A 21,166-nucleotide genomic window follows, 5' to 3' on the forward strand; every position below is an offset into this window, starting at 1 on the left:
ACCTCCAATTATGGAAACATCAGCATTTCCAAAATTGGAGGTTTTCTCATTCATTTTCAGGCTCCCAGTGTCAGGAGCTCTCCAAAACTCTGAATCTTCACATCAGCAGCCGCATATCCAGCTGCAATCCCAATTCCCACAGCCTGCATTCCCGCGCTCTTCGCTGCGTCAATTCCAGCATAAGCATCTTCCACCACATAACAATCCTCAGGCTTTTCTCCAAGGAACTCTGCTGCTCTCAAAAATACTTCCGGATCCGGTTTGGACTTGGTAATATTCGTTCCATCGGAGATCGCATCAAATGCATCCAACAGTTGAACCTTTTCCAGGATAAATTTTGCGTTCTTACTGGAAGAGCCAAGTGCCAGCTTATACCCCCTGTTATGTAATTCCGCAAGAGTTCTTCTTACATCTTCCGTCACATCAGCCGGTGTCATGGATGCCAGAAGCTCTCTGTAAGTATTGTTCTTACTCTCCATCAGTTCTGCTTTTTTCTCCTTGGAAAGAGCCGGTCCTTCATATCTCTCCAGAATAATTTCCAGGCTCTCCGATCTGCTCACACCGCGAAGACGGTTATTTATGGTCTCATCAAAATAAATTCCCATTTCATCCGCCATCTTTTTCCACGCCTGATAGTGAAATTTGTCAGTGAAAACAATAACACCATCTAAATCAAATATAAAAGCTTTCATATATTTCTCCATTCCGTTAACAACTGCAAATAAACCTGCCAGCAATCATCTTAAATATAATTTTTCCCACACAAAGGATCCGCCGGACTTACCCCTGTAAATTCCGAGCGTCCCATAATCTTATCCATTGCTGCCTGAATAAATTCCGGGTTCCCACTGTATGTATTAATGTAAGTTTTCACCATCGGTGCATCAAACAGATGGAATGGATAAGCTGTAGAAATCATCAGCGCCGGAATCTCCGGAGCAAACCAGGGTGCATCATCTCCAAGCCCGAAGCACACATTCCAATTCAAGCGAAGAGTGGTATTATTGGAAGCATTTTCCATGTTACAGATATAAACATACAAGTCGTAGTCCTGCTTCATCTCCTCCACACTTCGGTACATTTCGTGCATCAGTTTTCCTTTTTCCGGTGTCATACCTGCCGGATTCACGAAATCTTCCATAGAGATAGATACCCGGCGGTCACGGACCGTCACCTGGAAGCCTTCCTGCTCAAACTTCTCTTTCCATGACTGCACAAAAGCATTCTCTGGATCCAGATCTTTCTGGATTACATTCAGATAAACCCGCTTGTATTTCTTAGGGGAAATTGGAAGCAGTTCCTGCTCATCCCTTACCAGAGTTATTGCCTGGTCTGCCACCTTTTTCGCCCAGCTTTTGTGCTTCTCACAGCCCACAATTTCCAACGCCTCTTTTTCTGGAACCAGAGTGCCCTCCGCTTTCTTCTTATGAAGCCCCAGTGACGCTTTTGTGGCCAGAATTCTGAGAACTGCCTCATCCAGTCTATCCATGCTCAAATTTCTAGTTTTCGCACCAGCCAGAAGATATCCAAAATCCTCTTCCAGACTTTTGTTGAACAAAATCATGTCACAGCCTGCATTGATTGCCTGAACAATCGCCTCGCTGCGCTTCATAGCTGCGGTAAACCCAACCATAGGTGTTGCGTCTGTGCTGATCAGCCCGTTAAATCCCAGCTTTCCTCTGAGAAGCCCAGTAAGAAGCTCCTTGGATAAAGAAGCCGGACGCAGCATCTCTTCCCTGGTTGCCTGGGGATTGAGCGCCTTCACATAAGCAGGCTGGGCAATATGCCCTACCATCACGGTCTTCGCACCTTTCTTTATCAGATTCCCATAAACATATCCATAGGTTTCATCCCATTTTTCTGTAGAAAAAGAATTAACACTTGTAAGAATATGCTGATCTCTTTCATCCACCCCATCTCCTGGAAAATGTTTGATAGCAACAGCCACACCGCATTCATCTGCTCCCTTCATATATTCCAGGGCAAAATCCAGCACCTTCTTTGGATCACTTCCAAAAGTTCTTACATTGGTAATGGGATTGTGAAAATCATAATTAATATCCACAATAGGCGCAAAAGACCAGTTCAGCCCCAAAGCTGCACCCTCTTTGCAGGCGGTATATCCCATTCGGTATCCATTTTCCGGATCATCTGTAGCCGCCACTGCCATAGGTTTTCCGAAGGAAGTTCCCTCATAGGCAAGTCCGTCTCCGCCTGCTTCCGTATTAGCCGCAAGTAGCAGCGGAATATTGGAAAACGCCTGCAGCTTTCTATAAATATCCTGAATATTTTCCGCGCTGTCTGCACGATACATCAGACCACCCACCTGAATATCCTGGGTAAAATGCTTCAGCGTTTCTTCCTCTCCGTTGAACCCCATGGGGCAAAATACCTGTCCGCATTTCTGCTCCAGACTCATATTTTTCCAGGTATCCAGAACCCAATTTTCTCCTTCTTCATCCAGAAAAAAAGGATTTCCTTTCATATCGATCTCTGTCATTATTTTTCCCCTTTCAATGAGCCGTCTGCTGTAAAATACTTTCTAAGAAAATACGCCGGGCCACAGCTCCAGGCATGGCAGTAGCTGTTCACGATGGTGCCGCCATATGGTGATTCTGAAGGGTTTTCCGGATTATATAATTCCCAGAATGTATCCGCTCCCAGATCGGTCATGCCGCCCCAGTATGCTTCCATTTTCTGCAGAGCCATTTTTTTCTCCCCCACAAGAAGCAGCGCCGCAATATAATTGTGATACATGTATGGCGTCACCATTTTTTCAGCTTCCGAAATGGTCTCCACCCTGCGCAGAAGATTTACTGCTGCCTGGTCTTCAATCGCCTCTCCCAAAATCATCCACACCTGGGAAGCAACTGAAACCTGTCTTTCTTTTCCACTGATGTAGCATTGTTTTTCTCCATCCCAGAGATATAAATTCGCCGCATTTCTGCACTCACAGTAAAGCTCCGCCAGTTTTTCCTCCGTCATAACATCTCCTAGCACCTGGGCAATCCGGATAGCTGCACTAAGCGCATAAAGAAAAATCCCCTGGGCAGACGCCTGTTTATTCAGATTCAGATTCCAATCCACAAAGCACCAGCCCAGCACATCTGAATCTCCTACCAACATTTTCTCATCCAGCTGCTCTTCTGCCAGTTCGATCTGTCTTAATGCTACAGGCCATAACTCCTGCAAAGTTTCCTTATCCTTTGTAGCTTCGTAATAGTCCCAAAGTGTGTTTATGAAAAACAGGGAATAATCAAACATCTGGGTATCATCCACTTCCGGTTCCGGGGAAAGAAACAAGCACGCCCCCATCCTTCCTTTTTCCATAGGAAGTGCTGCAAACAGATACAGGCAGGCTTTCACCATATCATTATTGTTATAAGTTTCATAATTGGTCAGTGCCTGGATACGAAGATCTCCCATCCACAGTCTGCGGTCTCTCTTCGGACCGTCCTCAAACACCTGCTGCATACAATTGTGAAGGGTTCTGCATGCGATCTGATCCATTTTTGCCAGCTTATGATTCTGCGCCTTAAATGCGGAAAGCTCCTGGTCTTTCGCAGAAGAAACAGCGGTACAAAAAGCATCTTCCACAACAAGATCAAACTTGGAACTAATATCCAGAACCTCGATCATCACATACCTGAACGCATATCTCCTTGGCAGGCGCAGCTGGGAAGGAACCACATCCACATGGAGCTGTTCCTCTTCGATCCAAGAAGAACAGATCCAGCCCTGATAGCTTTTTCCATCTTCAAAAAGCTCCGTCGCATTTTCTGCAAAGTGAAGCTTCAGCCACACAGGCGCGTCTGGATGACTCCCCCTGTAATTCAGATTTAAAGTCAGATACCCAACCTGATGATTTCCAAAATCCAGGCATACCCGGTTTCCCTTTTTCAAAACTCTCTTTCTGTAATCAACTGCCTGCTCAATGACAATACTGTTATCATTTTTATAAAGTTCTACTGTCTGCACTGCATCTACTTTTGTCTCAACCAGATCCGGAAGCAGATTTAATGCTTTATTCAACAATTTCTGATTTTTCATTTCAGCCATAAAAACCTCTTGTCACATAGAATTTTGTCAAAATTGTTATAAAAATGCGACCCTACGGAGTTTTCCGGCAGGGCCGCTGCAATCTCAGAGCGTGTTTGAAAAAGGCTTTCTGCAAGATGTGCGTCACAATTTGTGGGAGATTTTGCCCGGATGAGGGCGTCGTAGCGGGCTACGACAACCGAATTCGGGTGAAATATACCGCAAAGTGGGGCGTGCAGATTGCAGGAATGATTTTTCAAACAGGCTCAAGTTATTGTCTGATTTTTCCCGTGAAAATTCTTACCAGTAATTTTTCATTATTCAGATAAATCAGGAATGCCATCAGCAATACTGCATTGATAATAGACTGCATGGAAGCGGTCACCACATTTGAGAGAACTGCAAATGTGGAATTCAGCAAAGACATGCAAACCGCAGCCAGCAAAAATCCAAGTTTCTCATTGCTATACCTGCTTATGTAAGAACCAATAAACATTGGCAAAAATGCTGTAAACATAATGGAAATAGAGCCAAAGTTCAGCTGGCCTCCATTGATGGTCGTACTTCTTGCCGCATTCAAAAATCCAACAATTCCCATCAGCGCACCGCAGATCCCATAACAGCCAATGGCATTTGGAATCTCTTTGATTCCTGTATTTACTGCTACCTTCTGCCCATTTTTCAATGCATTATAGTCATAACCAAACCTTGTATAATCAAACAGAAGAATGGAAAGGACCAGTACCACAGCAATAATAATCGCCGCATAAATCCAGGTTCCTACAAAGCCTGACATGGAAGAATTCTGTACCTCTGTCATTACATATTTTCCGCTTGTAATGGTGTACAAAACACCTTCATAGATCAGGGTTACACCCAAAGATGTTATGATGGGCGGAATCCTGAGAGTCACATAAATAAGACCAGATACCATTCCCAGCACAGCGCCGGCCGCAATAGTGATTACCAGCATAAGTGCTGCACTTCCTGAGCCGCCGCCTAATACTGCATAGCTTATCTTCGCTCCCACTACAGCAGACAGAGAAGCCATGGCTCCAAGTGAAAAATCAAATCTTCCACTGTTCAGGTTAATGGACAGGGCAATTGTTGTAATCATAACAATTGCAGTATAGACCACAAAATTATCAAAGCCCTTCTGATTTGTTATGATGTTTTCTCCATGTGACAGACAGATCACTTCCAAAATAAGTAAGGTCAGTACAGGGATCGTAAATGTTCCCGCTATTTTCTTAGGGGTGCTCATAAATTCCAGCCTCCATCCAGCCTGTCCGATTTCCTGGATATGGGCATCCAGGGTTATCGGTCAGAGCTTTCATAAATTAATTTCCAGTTATTTAAATTCGTAACTGTTTAATGTCTTCACAGTTACCTGCAAAACAATTACTTAGATTCTACTAATGTTTTTACATCCTCAAATGTAACGTTATCGCCAATAATACTGTCCAGAGTTTCTTTGTCATAGATTGGTGCATCACCACTGTCAGAAACAGAGTATTTATCAAATGTGTCGCTGTCAGTTGCTACCAGATATCCCTGGCTGATAGATGGAGCGTTTCCGTCCTCGTCTCTGATCACATTTCCATTGATTGCATTCATTACCAGTGCAAAAACTGGTCCGATAGAAGAAGAATATTTTCCAGCAAGATAAGTAAGGGTACCATTTTTCATAGAATTTCCGTTTGTCTCAGTAAAGGAATCAATATCTGAGAAGGAGATTCCTGCCTCACTTAAGGACTGTGCAAAGAATGTGGTTGCCATACCTACGGAAATAAATGCATCCGGTGTTTTCTGGATTGCTGCGTTTAACTCATCCGTTGTGGTGTCACCATATCCCTGAAGATAGGAAACAACCTCTACATCGCCTTCTACTTTAGATAAATCAACTGTCTGATCCTGGAAAATCTGTCCAGCGATAGCGTTCATATCGCTTTCTCCGCCATAGGTGCAACCCAGTCCGTTAAGGACACCAGCAACACGGTAAACATGCATTGGGTTCGGAATAAAAGCTCCATAGATTGCTACTTTGGAAACACCCTGCTCTTTGTAGTAAGCTCCCATATCTTTTCCAGCTTCAAACTCTGTATCATTTCCAGGTCCTACCTGACCAGCAAAATATTCATAAGTTTTGTAAGTTTCATACTGTGCGTCATCCAGCACACCGGAAGCTACCGCATAGTAAACTCCGTATTTTTCACAAGTCTCAATCTGCTGTACACGATCGTTGCTGGAAAAAGAGATGATTGCCTGACACCCCTGGGAAGCAAACTTCTCAATTGCTGTTTTCTCATCTTCTGCACTTTGCAGCGCATCTGTGTAGTTAAATTCTACGTCATAGTTACCAGCGATATAATTCTCATAATAAGAACGGAAGCCCTGTGCTTCCTCGCCACTTACGTCTGCAACCAGCACACCAATCTTTGCCTTGTCAGCAGCCTTTACTTCACTTGTTCCTGCTCCTGCAAGAACTGCTACAGCCATAGTTCCTGTTAATGCCATGCTTACCATTTTTTTCATTGTTCGTTTCATTAGAATTTCCTCCTTTTTATTTGCAGCGTTATACGCTAATTCACCATTAAAAATCCCATATATCGGACAGTTATTTCTTATTCTCCATTATCTTGGAAGTATATTTGTCTTATAATTCATGCTTGTTACATATACAACGATCAGGAAAAATACTGCACTGATCACCTGGGTGATTCCATAAGCCGCACTTCCGTCAATCACCAGCTCCAGAATGTCATTGAGCAGGATAAAGGAAAAACCGCCAACCAGTGCCGCATAAATTCTGGAACGTGCTCCGCCTGAAATAGGCATTCCGCCAAATACAATTGCAATAAAAATATTCATACCAATGCTGGAGGCCGTAGTGGTTGTTACAGATGGTGTATAAACCAGAGTAAGAAACGCTCCAAGCCCTACGCCCAGGCCTGCCATTACGAAAGCAATAATGGTATATTTGTTGGATTCAATTCCGGTAAGAGCTGCGCACACCGGATTTCCTCCGATAAATTTCTGCCTTCTTCCCACTTTTGTAAGATTGAAAACAAAATAACTGATAATAAAGAAGACTGCCAATACTACGATTTTAAAAACCATATTGTCAAACGGCTTTACCACTACTCCCGGAATACTGATCCCACCAAGTGCACCACCCTTTGTGGTAACGATCTGTGAGGCAATCGCAGAAAGCACAGACATCATGGCAACTGTAGTAACAAATGCTGGAATATGAAATACCGAAGCCAGCAGGGAATTTACAAGGGAACATGCAACTCCGCTTACAAAGATTGCCAGGATCATTAACACTACATTCTGTGTAGTATTGTAAGTAACCACACCCATGGTTGCAGAAAACAAGGTTGCAGCGCCAAGACTGATATCAAAAGTTCCCAATGTGTAAATGAAAATTGCTCCTGTAGCAACCACCGCCAACACAACACCTTCGTTAAAAACAATCTGCAGATACATATCCAGCCGATAGCCTTTTGCACTGACTACTGCCAGGAAGATTCCGAATAAAAGCACCAGAGCCGCAAATGGAAGAACCTTTATCGCAGTTTGGGCTGCTTTATATTTATTCATATTATTTTTCATAATCTGATGTTCCCCCTTAAATCATATATCCAATTACATCTGCGTCTGTCAGGCTTTCACTTCGCATAAATTCACCGGTAATGCTTCCGTCTTTCATAATCAGAAGCCTGTCGCTCATTCCCAGCAGTTCCGGAAGCTCCTCGCTGATCAGCAGGATTGCCTTTCCCTCTTTTTTCAGCTCCATCATCAGCTGATACATGGACTGTTTGACGCCAATGTCAACACCTCTGGTGGGGCAATCCAGGATCAGGATCTCACTTCCACAGCCGATCCATTTTCCAAATACAACCTTCTGCTTATTTCCACCGGACAGCTGGCTTGTCAGCTGGTCGCCATCAGAACATTTAATAGAAAGATCTTTTATCTGTTTTGCCACATATTCTTTTTCCTTTTTATTTGTTATAAGGAATCCGTTTACGGCATATTTTTCCATTCCGCCAACTGCAATGTTGTCCTGGATACTTGCGGACAGGCAAAGGGATTCCACATCCCTGTCCTTTGACACATAACCAATCTTGTTTGCAACTGCGATGTGGGGACTGTTGATCTTCGTTCCATCGTAAGTGGTTACTTCTCCCTCTTCCAGGGCAAGTGCGCCGAACATGGCTTTTCCCAAAGTGTGCATTCCGCAGGCGGCAAGTCCGCCAATGCCTAAGATTTCGCCTTTTTTCAAAGTAATGCTTACAGATTTTAACTCCTCTTTATACTTCAGATTCGTGGCTGTTATGGCAGCTTCTTTCTGACTGCTTGGGGTAAAATCACTTCTGTAATAATCTCCCTGAAGCTCGCGGCCGATCATACTTGTACGGATTTCATCCGCATTGAATTCTTCTTTTTTAAACGTACGGATCAGGTTTCCATCACGGAGAACAGTGAGTGTATCACAAACTTCCATAATCTCTTCCAGGTCATGGGAAATAAAGATTATTGCTTTTCCACTGTCCCGCAGCTTTCGGATCAGGGAATACATGATCTCACGTCCATCCTGTGAAAGTGCTGTGCTTGTCTCATCAATTACCAGAATGTCTGGATTTTTCAGCATAACCTTAGCGATTTCTACCAGCTTTCTGGTCTGAAAATCCAGTGAAGCAATAGGCATATCGCCGGTTACATGTTCTACTCCAATGGCTCTCATTGCCTCTGTCGCTTTCTGGTTCATTGCCTTTTTATTGATCATCCCCAGCTTGTTCCGAAACTGGGAAAGCTCTGCCAGAAAAATATTTTCTGCAACGGTTACCCCCGAAATGGTTCCGCTCTCCTGCACAACCATTCCGATCCCGTTTTGTAGCGCATCTATCATACTCACTGGTTCCCAACTCTGCTTTTTGAAAGTCATTCTTCCACTGGTGGCTTTCTGCATGCCAGCTGCAATAGAAGATATGGTAGACTTTCCAGAACCATTTTCACCGATCAAACCTCTTATTTCCCCTGGATATACCTCCAGATCTACATTTTTCAGTGCTATTACGCTTCCAAAATTCTTGGAAATATTTTTCATTTCAAGAATCGGTTCACTCATGTTTACCCTCCGTTCACTTGAAAACTGTTTATGAGATTATTATATTCTTTCCCCTAAAATTTCAAATTCACAATTTAGCTCAGTTTTATTGATGTATTTGATCTAAGATGTTAAAATACATCATATAAATCGCTTTATTTTAATATTTTGATTGTGTGAAAAGATTTTGTAAAAGGGGGATTTTTATGGATGTTGAAGAACTGAGACATCAGATTTATCAGTTTAATGATGAAGAATTGTTTTATAAAGAACAGTATGAAGCCCGGGAAGCCGGGCAGATTTATGCTTATATCGCAAAACAGGAGATTCAGGAGGTTATCCGCCGCCACTTACTGATTCCGGAAGTGAAAGAAACCATTCCACCGGAATTTAAAGACTCTTTCTTTTTTGATATGGCAGACAAAGATAGCATTGTGGTACAGAAGCATAACCGCTATAGCCCGGCGCTGATTCACTCCCACACATTTTTTGAGCTGGTATATGTTTACGACGGGAAGTGTACACAGGAGATTTCCGGACAGACCATTTCCATGAAAACAGGAGATTTCTGCGTAATCCCCCCTTCTGTAGAGCACTCTATTTCTGTTTATGATGATAGTATTATTATCAACATCATGCTCCGCCGCAACACTCTGCATAGTATGTTTTATAATTTTTTGAATACGCCAAATAAGCTCTCTTCTTTCTTTTTGAATAATATTTATGCCAAAAGAGCAAATGATTATATTCTTTTTCATTCAGGAATGGATTCTTACATCCGGGAATCTTTTTGCTGGATGTTATGGGAAAGTATGAATAAACAGGAATACTCTTATCAGTGCATTACCAATGTACTGCTTCTGGATTTCTATCTATTGGTACGAAATTACTCGGAATCTGTGCAGATGCCTCTTTTCAACAGCAAGATTGATGTGCAGCGTTATGCGATTATTCAGTATATCCAGGATAATTACAGAGATGTGACACTTTCGACTGTGGCAAAGCGTTTTCATTATTCCAATGAATACACTTCCCGTTTAATTAAAGATCTGATGGGAATGACCTATACAGAAGTGGTCCGTACCGTTCGAATCGAACGGTCCCAGGATTTCCTGGCAAATACAACTATGACTGTGGCAAATATTGCGGAAGCAATCGGATATGATACCACAGAACATTATATCCGCCAGTTTAAAAAACATACTGGGATGACGCCTTCTGCTTATCGAAAACAGGAGGCCAAAAATCGGTTGTTTTAATTTTCCATTCTTTTCAGCTCTGGCAGCACCGTCAGCAGCATGATAAAGCCTGCAGTACCCAGGCTGATAATATTTTTGCATTCTCCATGCATCCTGAAAGTTCTTTTTTCTTCAGGAGCCGTGCCTTCATTTCTGCCTTTTTCTCAAGGAAAAGAAGTACATAGGCTGCAGATAAAAACTGGGAGATTACAGTTGCAATGGCAGCTCCCCGGAAACCAAATCCAAACACAAAAATGAATAGTGAGTCTAGGATCAGCGGGAAGCAGATTTCTATTTCAAAGTCGATTCGTTTCATTTTTTGTTTCTCTAAAAAACACTTGAACGCACTTTTTGACTTGTGCAGTAAAAGGTTAGTCATTAGCTTGCCGGAACGTTGCGACGCGCGGCGGTAAATATACATTGTGAAATCGCGTCCGGGATAACGACCAACCAATTAAATAGCAATAAGAAAAGCCCTTTAGGAATTTTTATTTGCTTCCCAAAGAGCTTTCAATATACAATCTTATTAACCTGCCAGATGAAGGATTCCAATGAGGAATACCCATCCAAGTCCATAATATGTCACAACAGCAACAAGGTCGTTGACGGTGGTGATCAATGGTCCAGAGGCTACGGCGGGGTCTACACCTACTTTTTTGAAAAACAGAGGGATACAGGTACCTACGGCACTGGAGATCAGCATTGCAAGGAGCAGGGCGACTCCGATGCAGCCGGATACGGCGTATGCAAATACCAAAGTCTTTCCTTTAAATAAGTAAATGTAAAGTCCAATGAGTACAAAGGACAGTATACCAAGCAACGCACCATTGCAAAGACCAATCCGCATTTCTTTAAATACAAGTTCCAGTTTCTGCTTGCCGGTGAGGGACTCATCCATCAGAACACGGATGGTAACAGCCAGGGACTGTGTACCGACATTTCCAGCCATGTCCAATATAAGGGACTGAAAGGCCATGATAATGGGGAGCTGGGTTACTACGTTCTCAAAGACACCTACTACAGAGGATACAACCATTCCAAGACCAAGAAGAACGATCAGCCATGGCATACGTTTCTTCATACTCTCTTTCAGCGGCTCCTTCAGATCCTCCTCTGCGGTAAGACCTGCCAGCATGGCGTAATCCTCTCCCATTTCATCATCAACCAGGTCGATGATATTGGAAGATGTGATAACACCTAAAAGGCGGTTGTCATTATCCAGCACGGGAATGGAATCCTCGGAATACGCTTTCAGTTCTTCGATACAGTCGTCAATATCCTCTTCGGCATATACATATGGGTAAGAGGTTGCCACCAGATCTTCCAGGGATTTATCCTGTCTTGCAATGATCAGGTCTTTCAGATCAATGGCTCCGTAAAATTTCTGCGACTCGGTTACCACAAAGATTGTGGAAATATTATCGTTCTTAGCAGCCTGCTCTACAAGGCTGTTCATAGCCTGCTTCACAGTCAGGTTCTCACGAATGATAATGCAGTTAGTCGTCATACGGCTGCCGATTTCATCCTCATCAAAGGAAGCGATCATCTCAATATCGTGGCGGACATCATCATCCATTAATTCGAACAGCAATTTCTTTTTGGCTTTATCAATCTTATGAAGAACCTCTACAAGGGCATCAGTCTCCATGCGTGAAAGAATGGCTGCACCTTTTTTTACATCCATCTCTTTCACATATTCTGCTGCATTATCTGAGTCCGTATACTCAAAAATATCGGACAGCATATCCAGTTCCAGAATACGGTACAGTTTGCAGCGTTCCTGAACAGTCAGCCTCGGCATTGCATCTGCAATGTCATTGGCATGAAAATCTCCCAGCTTATCGCTCATAGCTGCCGGAGAGGTATTACTTCTTACTACAGCCAGAATGTCCTGGGTGTAGTCCTGCACTCTTTTCTCCATCCTACTTTCTCCAATCTGACAATAAGACAGTTCACCATTTCCAGGTGTTTATCTTATGTATTTTTGACAGACTTATACAAAGTCCGTTTTTACGGACAGTAAAATCCGTATTTAAACAGAATTCTAGCGTGTAGCTTTTCTGTTCTTTGAGCGTGTTTGAAAAAGGTTTTCTGCAAGATGTACGTCACAATTTGTGGGGGATTTTGCCCGGATGAGGACACCATAGCGAGCTACGGCAACCGAATTCGGGTAAAATATACTGCAAAGTGGAGCGTGCAGATTGCGGGAATACTTTTTCAAACAGGTTCTAGGGAATATTGGATTCTTCTGAAGAACTCATAGGATAGAAAAAAGAAATGAAACAGTGTTCTTAAGCGCAATGCGCCTTTTACATGAAAAGAAGAACAGAATGTGCACGATGCTCATCTGTCATTTCGTTTTTCCATCCTATGCAACTACTTCGCCCATGAGAATCGCAACTATCCATTCTGTTCACCTGCCTTTATTTTCTAATTTTGGGGAACTATTTTTGTTCCCACAGGTCATTCTAACTGCTTTTATAAAAAAAATCAATTCCTAATTTACTATTTATTTGATTTTTCACTGGCTTTTTTCCTTTTTCTTTCCGTTTCTTTACAATACTGGAAAAACCTGTGTGGTTTTATGTGGATTCAAGGAACAGCAAGTGAAGATATTAGCAGATTTTAATCGTACTATTATAGTTTTTATATGACAGTTACGCCCCTTAAGTCCTTTTTCTTGTATTGTTTTTTTATAACAATAGTAACTTCTTTGCTGTATTTCACCGTTTTTACTTCAAGAAATATAATACTTATAACAGCTGGCGCAATGGTCTGATTATAATCCGCAGCACTCCATAGAAAAGTTTTTTCTGCCAGTTCAGCACTTTCGTTTCATACTGTCCCCCTTCAGTCTCCTGTCCGTTTGACAGAACTTCTTTACTTTTTTCTATGTAAGTACTTTCCGTGGACTGAATCTGCTGATTCAGCTCTTTGCTGTCGATAACAAGCATTAATTCCGTATCCAGATAAGTACTTCTCATGTCCAGGTTATAGGATCCGACGACAGAGAGTCGGTCGTCAAGCAGGACTGCTTTGGTGTGAACTGGAACCTCGTTCATCAGCTCATATACATCGGCACCGGTATTCAGGATTTTCTTTTTCTGATTCAGGTAGTCGGTACAGCCCCAGGGGTTGGAGCCTTTTTCTACTGCGTTAAGAATGATCTTTAACCGGGCATGGGACGCGATTTCATTTAAAGTGTCGTACATGTATCCGTTGCAGATCACATATGGGGTCTGGATCGTTACATTGTCTGCGTTCTGCGCCAGATAGCGAATTGTCTGAAGTACCAGGGGCGTTTTGGGACCTGCATGGGTTCCGTTGTTGACAAGCGTAATTTTATTCGCCGGAATGGTATCCTCCTGCCAGGAGCTGTAATCTTCAATATCGGTGTATTTTTCTTTCAGGGAAGCGTAACGCATTTCTAAAGACTGGTACTGTTTTTCGTACTTTGAAAGCTTTTCCTCTGTCTCGTCTGTTATCTCATTTTCAGCATTCGATTTTCCATTCACAATATCAGAGTTTTTCAAATTACTTTCTGTACCCTCACTGTCGTCTGCTGCTTCTTCTGACACAGAAATATCTGAATTATTCTTTTTTCTTCCACTCTTTATTTTCACGCAATCTTCATTCCAAATCTGCTGAAAATATGCTTCCAGGTCCTGCAGAGATTCACCCTTGCCGTTTGCTGTATCGCATACCAGAATATCCCGATCCACATTGATATCTGTGGTATAATCTCCAAGGAAAATATCATTGCTGTTACGGCCACCCAGCAGATACATTTTGTCATCCACAATCACATATTTATCGTGCATACGGTAATTGAGCTTAAATAAGCCAACCGGGCTCACCGGGTTGTAAACACCTACCTCCACGTTTTCCCTCGCCGCAAGTGCCTGAAATTCCTTGCTTCCATTCAGGAACAACTGCTGGTAAATTCCGTCAATTAAGAGCTTGATTTCCACACCTTTTTCAGCAGCGTGATTCAGCGCCGCAAGAAGATCCGTTCCGCTTTCATCCGCCCGCAGATCAAAGGTTGCCAGCACAATACTCTTCTTCGCTGCTCCAATCATCCGCAGTCTCCACAAAAGAGCCTCTTCATTGTCATCAATACAGCGGATCCGTTCGCCCCCTGGCGTATCGGAAGTAAATTCTGTCTGTTTCAGCATTTCCGCAAATTTTTCATCTGGCTTCCTGCAATACAGCGGTGCAAAAACATTTACCAGCACTACGATAAGCAGAAACCATAGAAGTATATTCCTTATTCGTTTTAGATTTTTCTTTATCGCTATACACCCTTTCTAAAATCAACATTCCCACAAATATTTCTTCAAATCTACACAACCATTTTCTTTCAGAGTAACTCCTTCCCCTTTCAGCAGCCACTCCTGCTCCGCCCAACCAGGCGCCAGTCTTCCCATATGATTCACCACCCGATAACATGGAAACTCCCCATAATTTCCTACATGAGACAGCACCCTCGCCACCAATCTGGAATTCTTCTCCCGCCCGATCAGCTTTGCGATCTGTCCATAGGTTGCCACTCTCCCCGCCGGAATTTCCTCCACCACTGAAAGAATCTCATAGGCAAGATCATCGTTTAATTTGGAGATATTTTCTTTGCGCTTGTTTGTTTTCAGTAAATCTGAAAAAGGATCGTCAATCATAACTTTTGTCACCCACTTTTATTCATTTCTATTTTGCTGTGTAGTATTACAACTGCTAATGTACATATCATTCATTTTTATTTATTTCCTTTATGTCATCTGTAAAATCACATATTTCATCATTATTTTCATAATATATTCAGCTATGCTTTTCGTCAATAACTAATATGATTAACATTTCCACTTCTATTTTCGAAAGAATGTTTCGGCTAATCTTGCATATAATATAAAATCAGCCGTTTTTTCTGTAGAATTGCAAAAACCTATTTGAACTGTGGACAAGAACCATATATGTATTACTACCGTGATAAAGATGCCAGAGAAATTGACATTGTTCTGGAACATGATGGGATACTGAATCCTTTGGAAATCAAAAAAACTCTAATCCAGGTTCCGAACTCACTAAAGTATTCGCACTTCTTGACAAGGCTTCTGTTCCCTGGGGAAAAGGTGCAATTTCAAAATGCCATCACACCGGATACTCCAAGTGTGATGGCATTTTGATTTACGGATGGGTAATTGATGTTCCCGCTGGGGAATCACAGATACTGGCTGAACTCTATCTTTTCCTTATTCGGCCCCTCAATTGTAAAAAATCTGACACCATTTTCCCAGAATGGTAAAAAATGGATTATATCCCTGGTGGTATTCAGATCCGCCTGATTGATCAGTTCATATACTTTTTCGATATCTTTTACATCAATTGCGACGTGATCAATAGCACCTGATTCCATTTTTGCGGCTTTATTCTCATAGGTCTCAATTACCAGATTATTCAGCTTGAGAAATGAAACTTTCTCATTTGCTTCCTCATTGACAGTTTGCAAAGCGACCTCAAATCCAAGCTTTCCATAAAATTCAATGGTTGCTTCTATATCATTTGTGGGAATTCCTACATGCTGAATTCCATTTAACTGCTCCCTTAACATTATTTTTCCTCCTGATCCTTATTTTTCTCGTATAAAAGCCCTGCTTCATCCAGCTTTTCCAAAATCTGTCTCTTTTTCTCTTCCGTCTCAACTGGAATCTGCAATTCTCCATATGCAAAATCCGGCAGGCTTAAGACTCCAAGCATGGATTTCGCGTTCACAATATAGCGTCCATAACAAAGATCCACATCGCAGGAAATTGATTCTGCAATACTGACCAATTTACTTGCATTCTGCATAGTTCCCAATGTTACTTTTATTTTCATCGCTTTCACGCTCCTACGCAAACAGACTAATCACAATAGCACAGACCAGACCTGTAATTCCAATAATGGTTTCCATCATGGTCCAGGATTTCAAAGTCGTTTTCTCATCAATCTCAAGAAGGGAACTGACCAGCCAGAAGCCTGAATCATTTACATGACTGAAAGCAGTTGCTCCTCCGTTGATGGCACAGACCATGGCAGCCAGATAAAGTGGTGACAGTCCTGCTACTCCAGGCATAGCGGCCATGATTCCAGCTGCCATTGTCATGGCTACCACAGCAGCTCCAACGGACGAGCGGATCAGTGCTGCAATGAGAAAAGCAATCAATACTAACGGAAGTCCGCTTTTTTCAAGGGCTGGTCCAATAATATTTCCCATTCCGCAGTCCTGAAGCACCCAGCGGACAATTCCGCCGCCAGTAATTACCAGTAGGATTTGTCCTGTAGGGCGCAGGGAACGATCCAGAATTTTCTTTAACTGCTCTCCATCATATCCCTGTTTTTTTCCAAGGAAGTACATGGCACACAACACAGCAATGATCAGCGCTACAAATGGAGTTCCCAGAAATTCCAGCACTGGTCTCGCCGGAGCAATACCAGGAATATAAGTTGAAAGTGTGTTACACAAAATTAGTACCAATGGTACAAGGATAATACATAACACTGTAGAAAACTTCGGAAGATTTCCTTCTTCGGCTTCCCGAACTTCCTGAATATTTGAAGGAAGTCCTGCATCAATTTTACTTCCGATAAATTTTGACCATAAAATACCGGCAAAAATCAGTGACAAAATTCCAACAGGCACACCTACTGCTATCATAATGCCAAGATCCACGTTCAGCATATTTGCCACCAGGACAGAGCCTGCTGATGGCGGAATAAATGCAAAGCCTGTGGCAAGTCCAGCCAGAAGAGGGATCACATAATATAAAGTAGATTTCTTTGTCTTTTTTGCAAGTCCGAATGCCAGTGGAATGAGAATCACCACGCCAGCCTCAAAGAATACGGTTGTACCAACTACCAGCCCTGTGATTCCCAATGCAATTCCAGATTTTTTCTCACCGAATTTATTGATCAAAGTCTGGGCAACACATTGTGCACCTCCTGATACTTCCAGGATTCCTCCAAACAAAGAGCCAAGTCCAATTAGCAGGACAATTCCCTGCAAGGTATCACCCGCACCTTTTTCCACTGTACTTACCAGGGTTGGAACCGGCATTCCGGCTCCAAGCCCAATAACCAATGCTGAAATCAGCAGTGATAAAATCGGATGAATCTTAAATTTAATGATAAGAAGCAGAAGCAATATAATTCCTGTCCCTGCCGCGATCAGCAGTCTGGCTGACTCTGCCACAAATACCGGTTCTGTCATTTTGTATTTCCTCCCCAAATTTCTCATTCAATAGTCTACAGTTAAACAGATAACAACACCCGCATTTTTGCTATCCTATATTCAGGACTTATCAGCATAGTGCATCCCAGATAAATTTATTACGCTGCAACATATTTATGAATTGTAGCTCTCACAGCTCCAGGCCCTGCGATCATTTCCCTGAACATGTTCTCAATCTTCTCTCCCACACCAGCTTTGTAAAGATCTGTGAAAAACAGGCGCTCGTTAGAAAGGATCGGTTTCAGCTGATTCTTAAAAGTCTCAGGCTTTCCAATAACAATATCCTTTAACTGTTCTTGAAGTTCCTCATTCATCGGATCTGGTGCCAGTTCATATTTATTCCCTGCATCATCCACTGCCAGCATATATCTTAACCAGCCAGCGATTCCAAGAGGAATTGCTGTGAGCTTAGATGCATTCCCGAATCTCTTCACATATGCCTTTACAGTCTCTCCAAAACGGATTCCAACCATCTGGGATACATCCACAGCAAGACGAAGGTTGGTATCGCCAAGGTATTCATTTGGGAAACGATCGTTAAAAAGCTCATCCACAAATGCCTGTGGGGAAAGGATTCCAGGATCAGCAACTACCGGAAGTCCCTCACTATAGGCTACCATACGTGCCATTTTCATCATGTCTTCATTTGTATTCAGCATATGGGCAAAAAGGTCATATCCAAGAACCACGCCAAGAGGACCAGTTGCAGAATGAACCGGATTCAGACATACCGTTACTTTCATTCTCTCAGAAAGATTTACTGTATTTCTGTCTGCCATGTATACGCCGAAACCTTTTTCCAGAGCAGGACGTCCATTGGGGAAGCTGTCCTCGATTACAAGATACTGTGGTTTCTCAGCATTTACAAATGGTGCAATGTATGTTTTCTTACTTGTGATAACAGGCTGCATACTTTCTACGCCAAGCTTCTCAAGGTCGGCTGCGATCTGCTCACTGGGACGAGGTGTGATCTTATCGATCATGGTCCATGGGAAAGCAACCACTTTCTCATCACTTACATAGCTTACAAATCCATCATCTACAAATCCGGCTTTCTTCCATTCTTCTGTCATGGTCAGCACAGACTCACGAAGCTTCGCACCATTCTGGGAGCAATTATCCATGGATACAAGAGCGATCGGATATTCGCCTGCTTTATATCTCTCGTAGAGCATTGCCACCAGAACTGCCATGGCACCTGTGGCCTTATCCGGACCATTCTGGATATCAGCCTGTACAAATGGGAACCAGGTTCCGTCAGCTTTATGTAATGCATATCCTTTTTCCGTGATGGTAAAGGATGCCATCTGAAGGGATTTGCTGGTGAAAATTTCTTTCAGACGGTTCCACTGTTCCAAGTCTGAAGACTGAGCCTTTACAGCTTCTGCCAGAGCGCCCAGAACCTTATATTCACGGGTTCCGTCTCCATGAAGGATTACATTTAATCCAAGATTGTCATATGGTTCATAAATCTTATCCACTACATCATAGTCAAAGGTCTCCACACAGGTAATTCCTCTGTCCAGAATTTCGTCTTCCAGAAGTCCGTCTGCAATACCACCGATAAATACACGGAAAATATTGCCGATTCCAAAATGTACCCATACCGGAGCTTCTTTCGCTTTGGCAGATATTTTCTCCACATCATAACCTGGAAGCTGAATTCCTGCATTTTCCCATGCTTCATGCTCTTTGATTCCGTTTAATGTTAATTTCATGTTCTGTTCCTCCCTAATTTTCTTATTGTACAGATCTGATTCTCAATCCCAATCTGTTTTGTTGTTCTTTATGTTTCTTTTTGTTTTAACTTATGTGTATGTCTTAATTGTAAGTTGAGTATATATCTTTTCTTTTCAAAAATCCATTGACAGAAATCCTAATTTTTATTTCTAATTTTTGTATGGTTTTACCAGTAATTTTCTGCTTATTGCTTTTTTAACTGTTCTATACTAAAATGCAAGTAAGACTTAACATTATCTGATAAAGTAAAGATTACATGATTACTGTTCACTTCATAGTCTGCAATACAAGCTTTGTTACCAATGGACAGTAACATTACCTATTTGAATATTTATTAGCAGTCACTAACCTTATGTTGTACTAAAGACATAACCAGGAGACCATCATGAGTGAAAAAGGATTAACCACCATTGCTTTAAAGAAAATAAACCGTTCCAAAATTTACCAATACATTTACCGGAGCAAACTGACCTCAAAGCTACAGATCGTTCAAGATCTGCAGATGGGTCTGTCTACTGTCAGCCAGAATTTAAATCTTCTGGAAAATGAAGGGCTGATTGAGAAAAATGGTTACTTTGATTCCACCGGAGGACGAAAGGCCAATGCCATTCAGATTGTTTCGGATTTCAGAATTTCCATTGGTGTTGGAATATTAAAAAATATGTTTCATATCACCGCCATTGATCTGTACGGAAACACGGTCTATACGGATACAATTCCGCTTACCTACTCAAACACAGCTGTGTATTACCAGCAGATCACTGACAAAGTCAAGGACTTTATTGACAAAAACCAGTATCCGGAGAATAAAATTCTGGGGGTTTCCATCGCTACCCAGGGAATTACTTCCCCGGATAATACCACTGTTATCTACGGAAACATTATGAACAACACCGGTATGCGTCTAAAGGATTTTTCCAGGCATCTGCCTTATCCCTGCCATCTGGAACATGACTCCAAATCAGCTGCTTTTCTGGAATTGTGGAATCATCCGGAGCTTGACAGCGCTGTTGTCCTTTTATTGAATCGAAATCTTGGCGGTGCCATTATCACCAATCACCAGATTCACCAGGGACGTTCTATGCACAGCGGAACAATCGAGCATATATGTGTCAACCCTGACGGACCGCTTTGCTACTGCGGAAACCGGGGCTGTCTGGAAACCTATTGCTCTGCCAACTCCTTGGAACAGGCCAGCGGCATGACTATAAAGGAATTTTTTCCTCTTTTAAGAGAAAAAAAATCCCCCCAGCTTATACAAATCTGGGAGGATTATCTGAAACATCTGGCTTTTGCAATGAAAAACCTGAATCTGGTTATTGATGCACCAATCATTATCAGTGGATATCTGGCACCTTATTTTACGGAAGATGACACGGATTATCTGCTGCGGCAGATCAATTCCATGACTCCATTTGAGCTGAAAGAAGAACAGATTCTCGTGGGCACACATGGACAGTATACACCTGCGATCGGGGCTGCACTTTTTTATGTGAAGGAATTTATCCAGTCAGTTTGACACTAAAAAAGCTACTGTTCACTCTGTGACCAGCAACACGCTTCGGAATGCACAGAAATCATGCATTCGCATGATTTCGCGCCGAGGTTCTCGGTTTTTCTGTGAGCTTTGCTTACAAAAAACACCTCGCAGAATGTTACCAATAAACAGTAACCTAAAAAATCAATGCAAAATATGTAATTACACATTTTTCTTGACAAGATTTTATCCTCTTATTATAATTACCATCGTTAATTAACTGTGGTAATTATTTT

The 21,166-nt window shown here is 42.2% G+C and carries 21 protein-coding genes and 1 pseudogene; 5 read left to right on the forward strand and 17 right to left on the reverse strand.

Features of this window, described 5'->3' with window-relative positions:
- Nucleotides 1–56 precede the first annotated feature (56 nt).
- Genes pgmB through AB5642_RS07170 form a run of 4 tightly spaced genes read right to left on the reverse strand, consistent with a single transcriptional unit; the run spans nucleotide 57 to nucleotide 4,256 of the window.
- Entirely contained in the window at nucleotides 57–692 is a 636-nt protein-coding gene (gene pgmB, locus AB5642_RS07155; protein WP_173717891.1) for a beta-phosphoglucomutase, read from the reverse strand.
- Between the two features lie 50 nt (nucleotides 693–742).
- A complete protein-coding gene (locus tag AB5642_RS07160; RefSeq protein WP_173717890.1) occupies nucleotides 743–2,500 on the reverse strand; it encodes a glycoside hydrolase family 3 protein in 1,758 nt (585 codons plus the stop codon).
- Nucleotides 2,500–4,059 carry a GH116 family glycosyl hydrolase gene (locus AB5642_RS07165; protein ID WP_202026090.1) on the reverse strand — a complete coding sequence of 520 codons (1,560 nt, stop codon included), beginning with the start codon at nucleotides 4,057–4,059 and terminating at the stop codon, nucleotides 2,500–2,502. Before AB5642_RS07165 ends, AB5642_RS07160 begins: the two co-directional genes overlap by 1 nt.
- Nucleotides 4,047–4,256, reverse strand: a complete 210-nt coding sequence (locus AB5642_RS07170) for a DUF6783 domain-containing protein (protein WP_308768373.1) — start codon at nucleotides 4,254–4,256, stop codon at nucleotides 4,047–4,049. Before AB5642_RS07170 ends, AB5642_RS07165 begins: the two co-directional genes overlap by 13 nt.
- On the opposite strand from AB5642_RS07170, the gene AB5642_RS07175 reads away from it, so the two are divergent.
- Entirely contained in the window at nucleotides 4,176–4,367 is a 192-nt protein-coding gene (locus AB5642_RS07175; RefSeq protein WP_306467780.1) for a DUF6783 domain-containing protein, read from the forward strand. The genes AB5642_RS07170 and AB5642_RS07175 overlap by 81 nt on opposite strands.
- Here the strand turns inward: AB5642_RS07175 and AB5642_RS07180 are convergent.
- From AB5642_RS07180 to AB5642_RS07195, 4 genes are all read right to left on the reverse strand, one after another.
- The gene (locus AB5642_RS07180; RefSeq protein ID WP_173717889.1) at nucleotides 4,310–5,302 is read right to left on the reverse strand and encodes an ABC transporter permease; all 993 of its coding nucleotides are present in this window, start codon (nucleotides 5,300–5,302) and stop codon (nucleotides 4,310–4,312) included. The two genes, AB5642_RS07175 and AB5642_RS07180, sit on opposite strands and share 58 nt — an antisense overlap.
- 137 nt (nucleotides 5,303–5,439) lie before the next feature.
- Complete coding sequence (locus AB5642_RS07185; RefSeq protein WP_173736033.1) at nucleotides 5,440–6,585, reverse strand: substrate-binding domain-containing protein; 1,146 nt, start codon at nucleotides 6,583–6,585, stop codon at nucleotides 5,440–5,442.
- Nucleotides 6,586–6,672: 87 nt separating this feature from the next.
- A complete protein-coding gene (locus tag AB5642_RS07190; RefSeq protein ID WP_237925871.1) occupies nucleotides 6,673–7,656 on the reverse strand; it encodes an ABC transporter permease in 984 nt (327 codons plus the stop codon).
- A 16-nt stretch (nucleotides 7,657–7,672) separates the two neighbouring features.
- Nucleotides 7,673–9,175, reverse strand: a complete 1,503-nt coding sequence (locus AB5642_RS07195) for a sugar ABC transporter ATP-binding protein (RefSeq protein ID WP_173717887.1) — start codon at nucleotides 9,173–9,175, stop codon at nucleotides 7,673–7,675.
- 185 nt (nucleotides 9,176–9,360) lie between these two features.
- Here AB5642_RS07195 and AB5642_RS07200 point away from each other — a divergent pair, with 185 nt between their 5' ends.
- The gene (locus AB5642_RS07200; RefSeq protein ID WP_173717886.1) at nucleotides 9,361–10,413 is read left to right on the forward strand and encodes an AraC family transcriptional regulator; all 1,053 of its coding nucleotides are present in this window, start codon (nucleotides 9,361–9,363) and stop codon (nucleotides 10,411–10,413) included.
- 31 nt (nucleotides 10,414–10,444) lie between these two features.
- On the opposite strand, the gene AB5642_RS07205 is transcribed toward AB5642_RS07200, so the two are convergent.
- The 3 genes from AB5642_RS07205 to AB5642_RS07215 all read right to left on the reverse strand — a co-directional run bounded on the left by AB5642_RS07205 (nucleotide 10,445) and on the right by AB5642_RS07215 (nucleotide 12,571).
- On the reverse strand, nucleotides 10,445–10,708 hold the full coding sequence (locus tag AB5642_RS07205) for a polysaccharide biosynthesis C-terminal domain-containing protein (protein WP_330590165.1): 264 nt from the start codon (nucleotides 10,706–10,708) through the stop codon (nucleotides 10,445–10,447).
- A 210-nt stretch (nucleotides 10,709–10,918) separates the two neighbouring features.
- On the reverse strand, nucleotides 10,919–12,313 hold the full coding sequence (gene mgtE, locus AB5642_RS07210; protein WP_148461056.1) for a magnesium transporter: 1,395 nt from the start codon (nucleotides 12,311–12,313) through the stop codon (nucleotides 10,919–10,921).
- 123 nt (nucleotides 12,314–12,436) lie between these two features.
- Nucleotides 12,437–12,571: a DUF6783 domain-containing protein gene (locus AB5642_RS07215; RefSeq protein ID WP_368371521.1), complete on the reverse strand. Its 135-nt coding sequence runs from the start codon at nucleotides 12,569–12,571 to the stop codon at nucleotides 12,437–12,439.
- Here AB5642_RS07215 and AB5642_RS07220 point away from each other — a divergent pair.
- Nucleotides 12,530–12,655: pseudogene (locus tag AB5642_RS07220) on the forward strand (DUF6783 domain-containing protein); the annotation flags it as partial. The gene AB5642_RS07215 and the pseudogene AB5642_RS07220 overlap by 42 nt on opposite strands.
- 490 nt (nucleotides 12,656–13,145) lie before the next feature.
- Here the strand turns inward: AB5642_RS07220 and AB5642_RS07225 are convergent.
- Together AB5642_RS07225 and AB5642_RS07230 are read right to left on the reverse strand one after the other, a co-directional pair.
- Entirely contained in the window at nucleotides 13,146–14,567 is a 1,422-nt protein-coding gene (locus AB5642_RS07225) for a phosphatidylserine/phosphatidylglycerophosphate/cardiolipin synthase family protein (RefSeq protein ID WP_368371511.1), read from the reverse strand.
- A gap of 138 nt (nucleotides 14,568–14,705) precedes the next feature.
- Complete coding sequence (locus AB5642_RS07230; protein ID WP_195590586.1) at nucleotides 14,706–15,011, reverse strand: MGMT family protein; 306 nt, start codon at nucleotides 15,009–15,011, stop codon at nucleotides 14,706–14,708.
- Between the two features lie 345 nt (nucleotides 15,012–15,356).
- Here AB5642_RS07230 and AB5642_RS07235 point away from each other — a divergent pair, with 345 nt between their 5' ends.
- Nucleotides 15,357–15,569, forward strand: coding sequence for a hypothetical protein (locus tag AB5642_RS07235; RefSeq protein ID WP_202026088.1), 213 nt, complete (start codon nucleotides 15,357–15,359; stop codon nucleotides 15,567–15,569).
- A gap of 35 nt (nucleotides 15,570–15,604) precedes the next feature.
- Here the strand turns inward: AB5642_RS07235 and AB5642_RS07240 are convergent, their stop codons facing one another.
- From AB5642_RS07240 to AB5642_RS07255, 4 genes are all read right to left on the reverse strand, one after another.
- Complete coding sequence (locus tag AB5642_RS07240; RefSeq protein WP_173770033.1) at nucleotides 15,605–15,994, reverse strand: VOC family protein; 390 nt, start codon at nucleotides 15,992–15,994, stop codon at nucleotides 15,605–15,607.
- The gene (locus AB5642_RS07245; protein WP_368371512.1) at nucleotides 15,994–16,260 is read right to left on the reverse strand and encodes an HPr family phosphocarrier protein; all 267 of its coding nucleotides are present in this window, start codon (nucleotides 16,258–16,260) and stop codon (nucleotides 15,994–15,996) included. The genes AB5642_RS07240 and AB5642_RS07245 overlap by 1 nt, the downstream gene beginning before the upstream one ends.
- Nucleotides 16,261–16,273: 13 nt before the next feature.
- Nucleotides 16,274–17,632 (reverse strand): GntP family permease, encoded by a 1,359-nt coding sequence (locus AB5642_RS07250; RefSeq protein WP_173773984.1) that lies wholly within the window; start codon nucleotides 17,630–17,632, stop codon nucleotides 16,274–16,276.
- A gap of 119 nt (nucleotides 17,633–17,751) precedes the next feature.
- Nucleotides 17,752–19,371: a mannitol dehydrogenase family protein gene (locus tag AB5642_RS07255; protein WP_368371513.1), complete on the reverse strand. Its 1,620-nt coding sequence runs from the start codon at nucleotides 19,369–19,371 to the stop codon at nucleotides 17,752–17,754.
- 407 nt (nucleotides 19,372–19,778) lie between these two features.
- On the opposite strand from AB5642_RS07255, the gene AB5642_RS07260 reads away from it, so the two are divergent.
- Nucleotides 19,779–20,912: an ROK family transcriptional regulator gene (locus tag AB5642_RS07260; protein WP_368366009.1), complete on the forward strand. Its 1,134-nt coding sequence runs from the start codon at nucleotides 19,779–19,781 to the stop codon at nucleotides 20,910–20,912.
- The last annotated feature ends 254 nt before the right edge of the window (nucleotides 20,913–21,166 follow it).

It is taken from the genome of Ruminococcus sp. 1001136sp1_2201st1_G3_2201SCRN_220225, assembly GCF_040924365.1.
Classification (GTDB): domain Bacteria; phylum Bacillota; class Clostridia; order Lachnospirales; family Lachnospiraceae; genus Blautia_A; species Blautia_A faecis.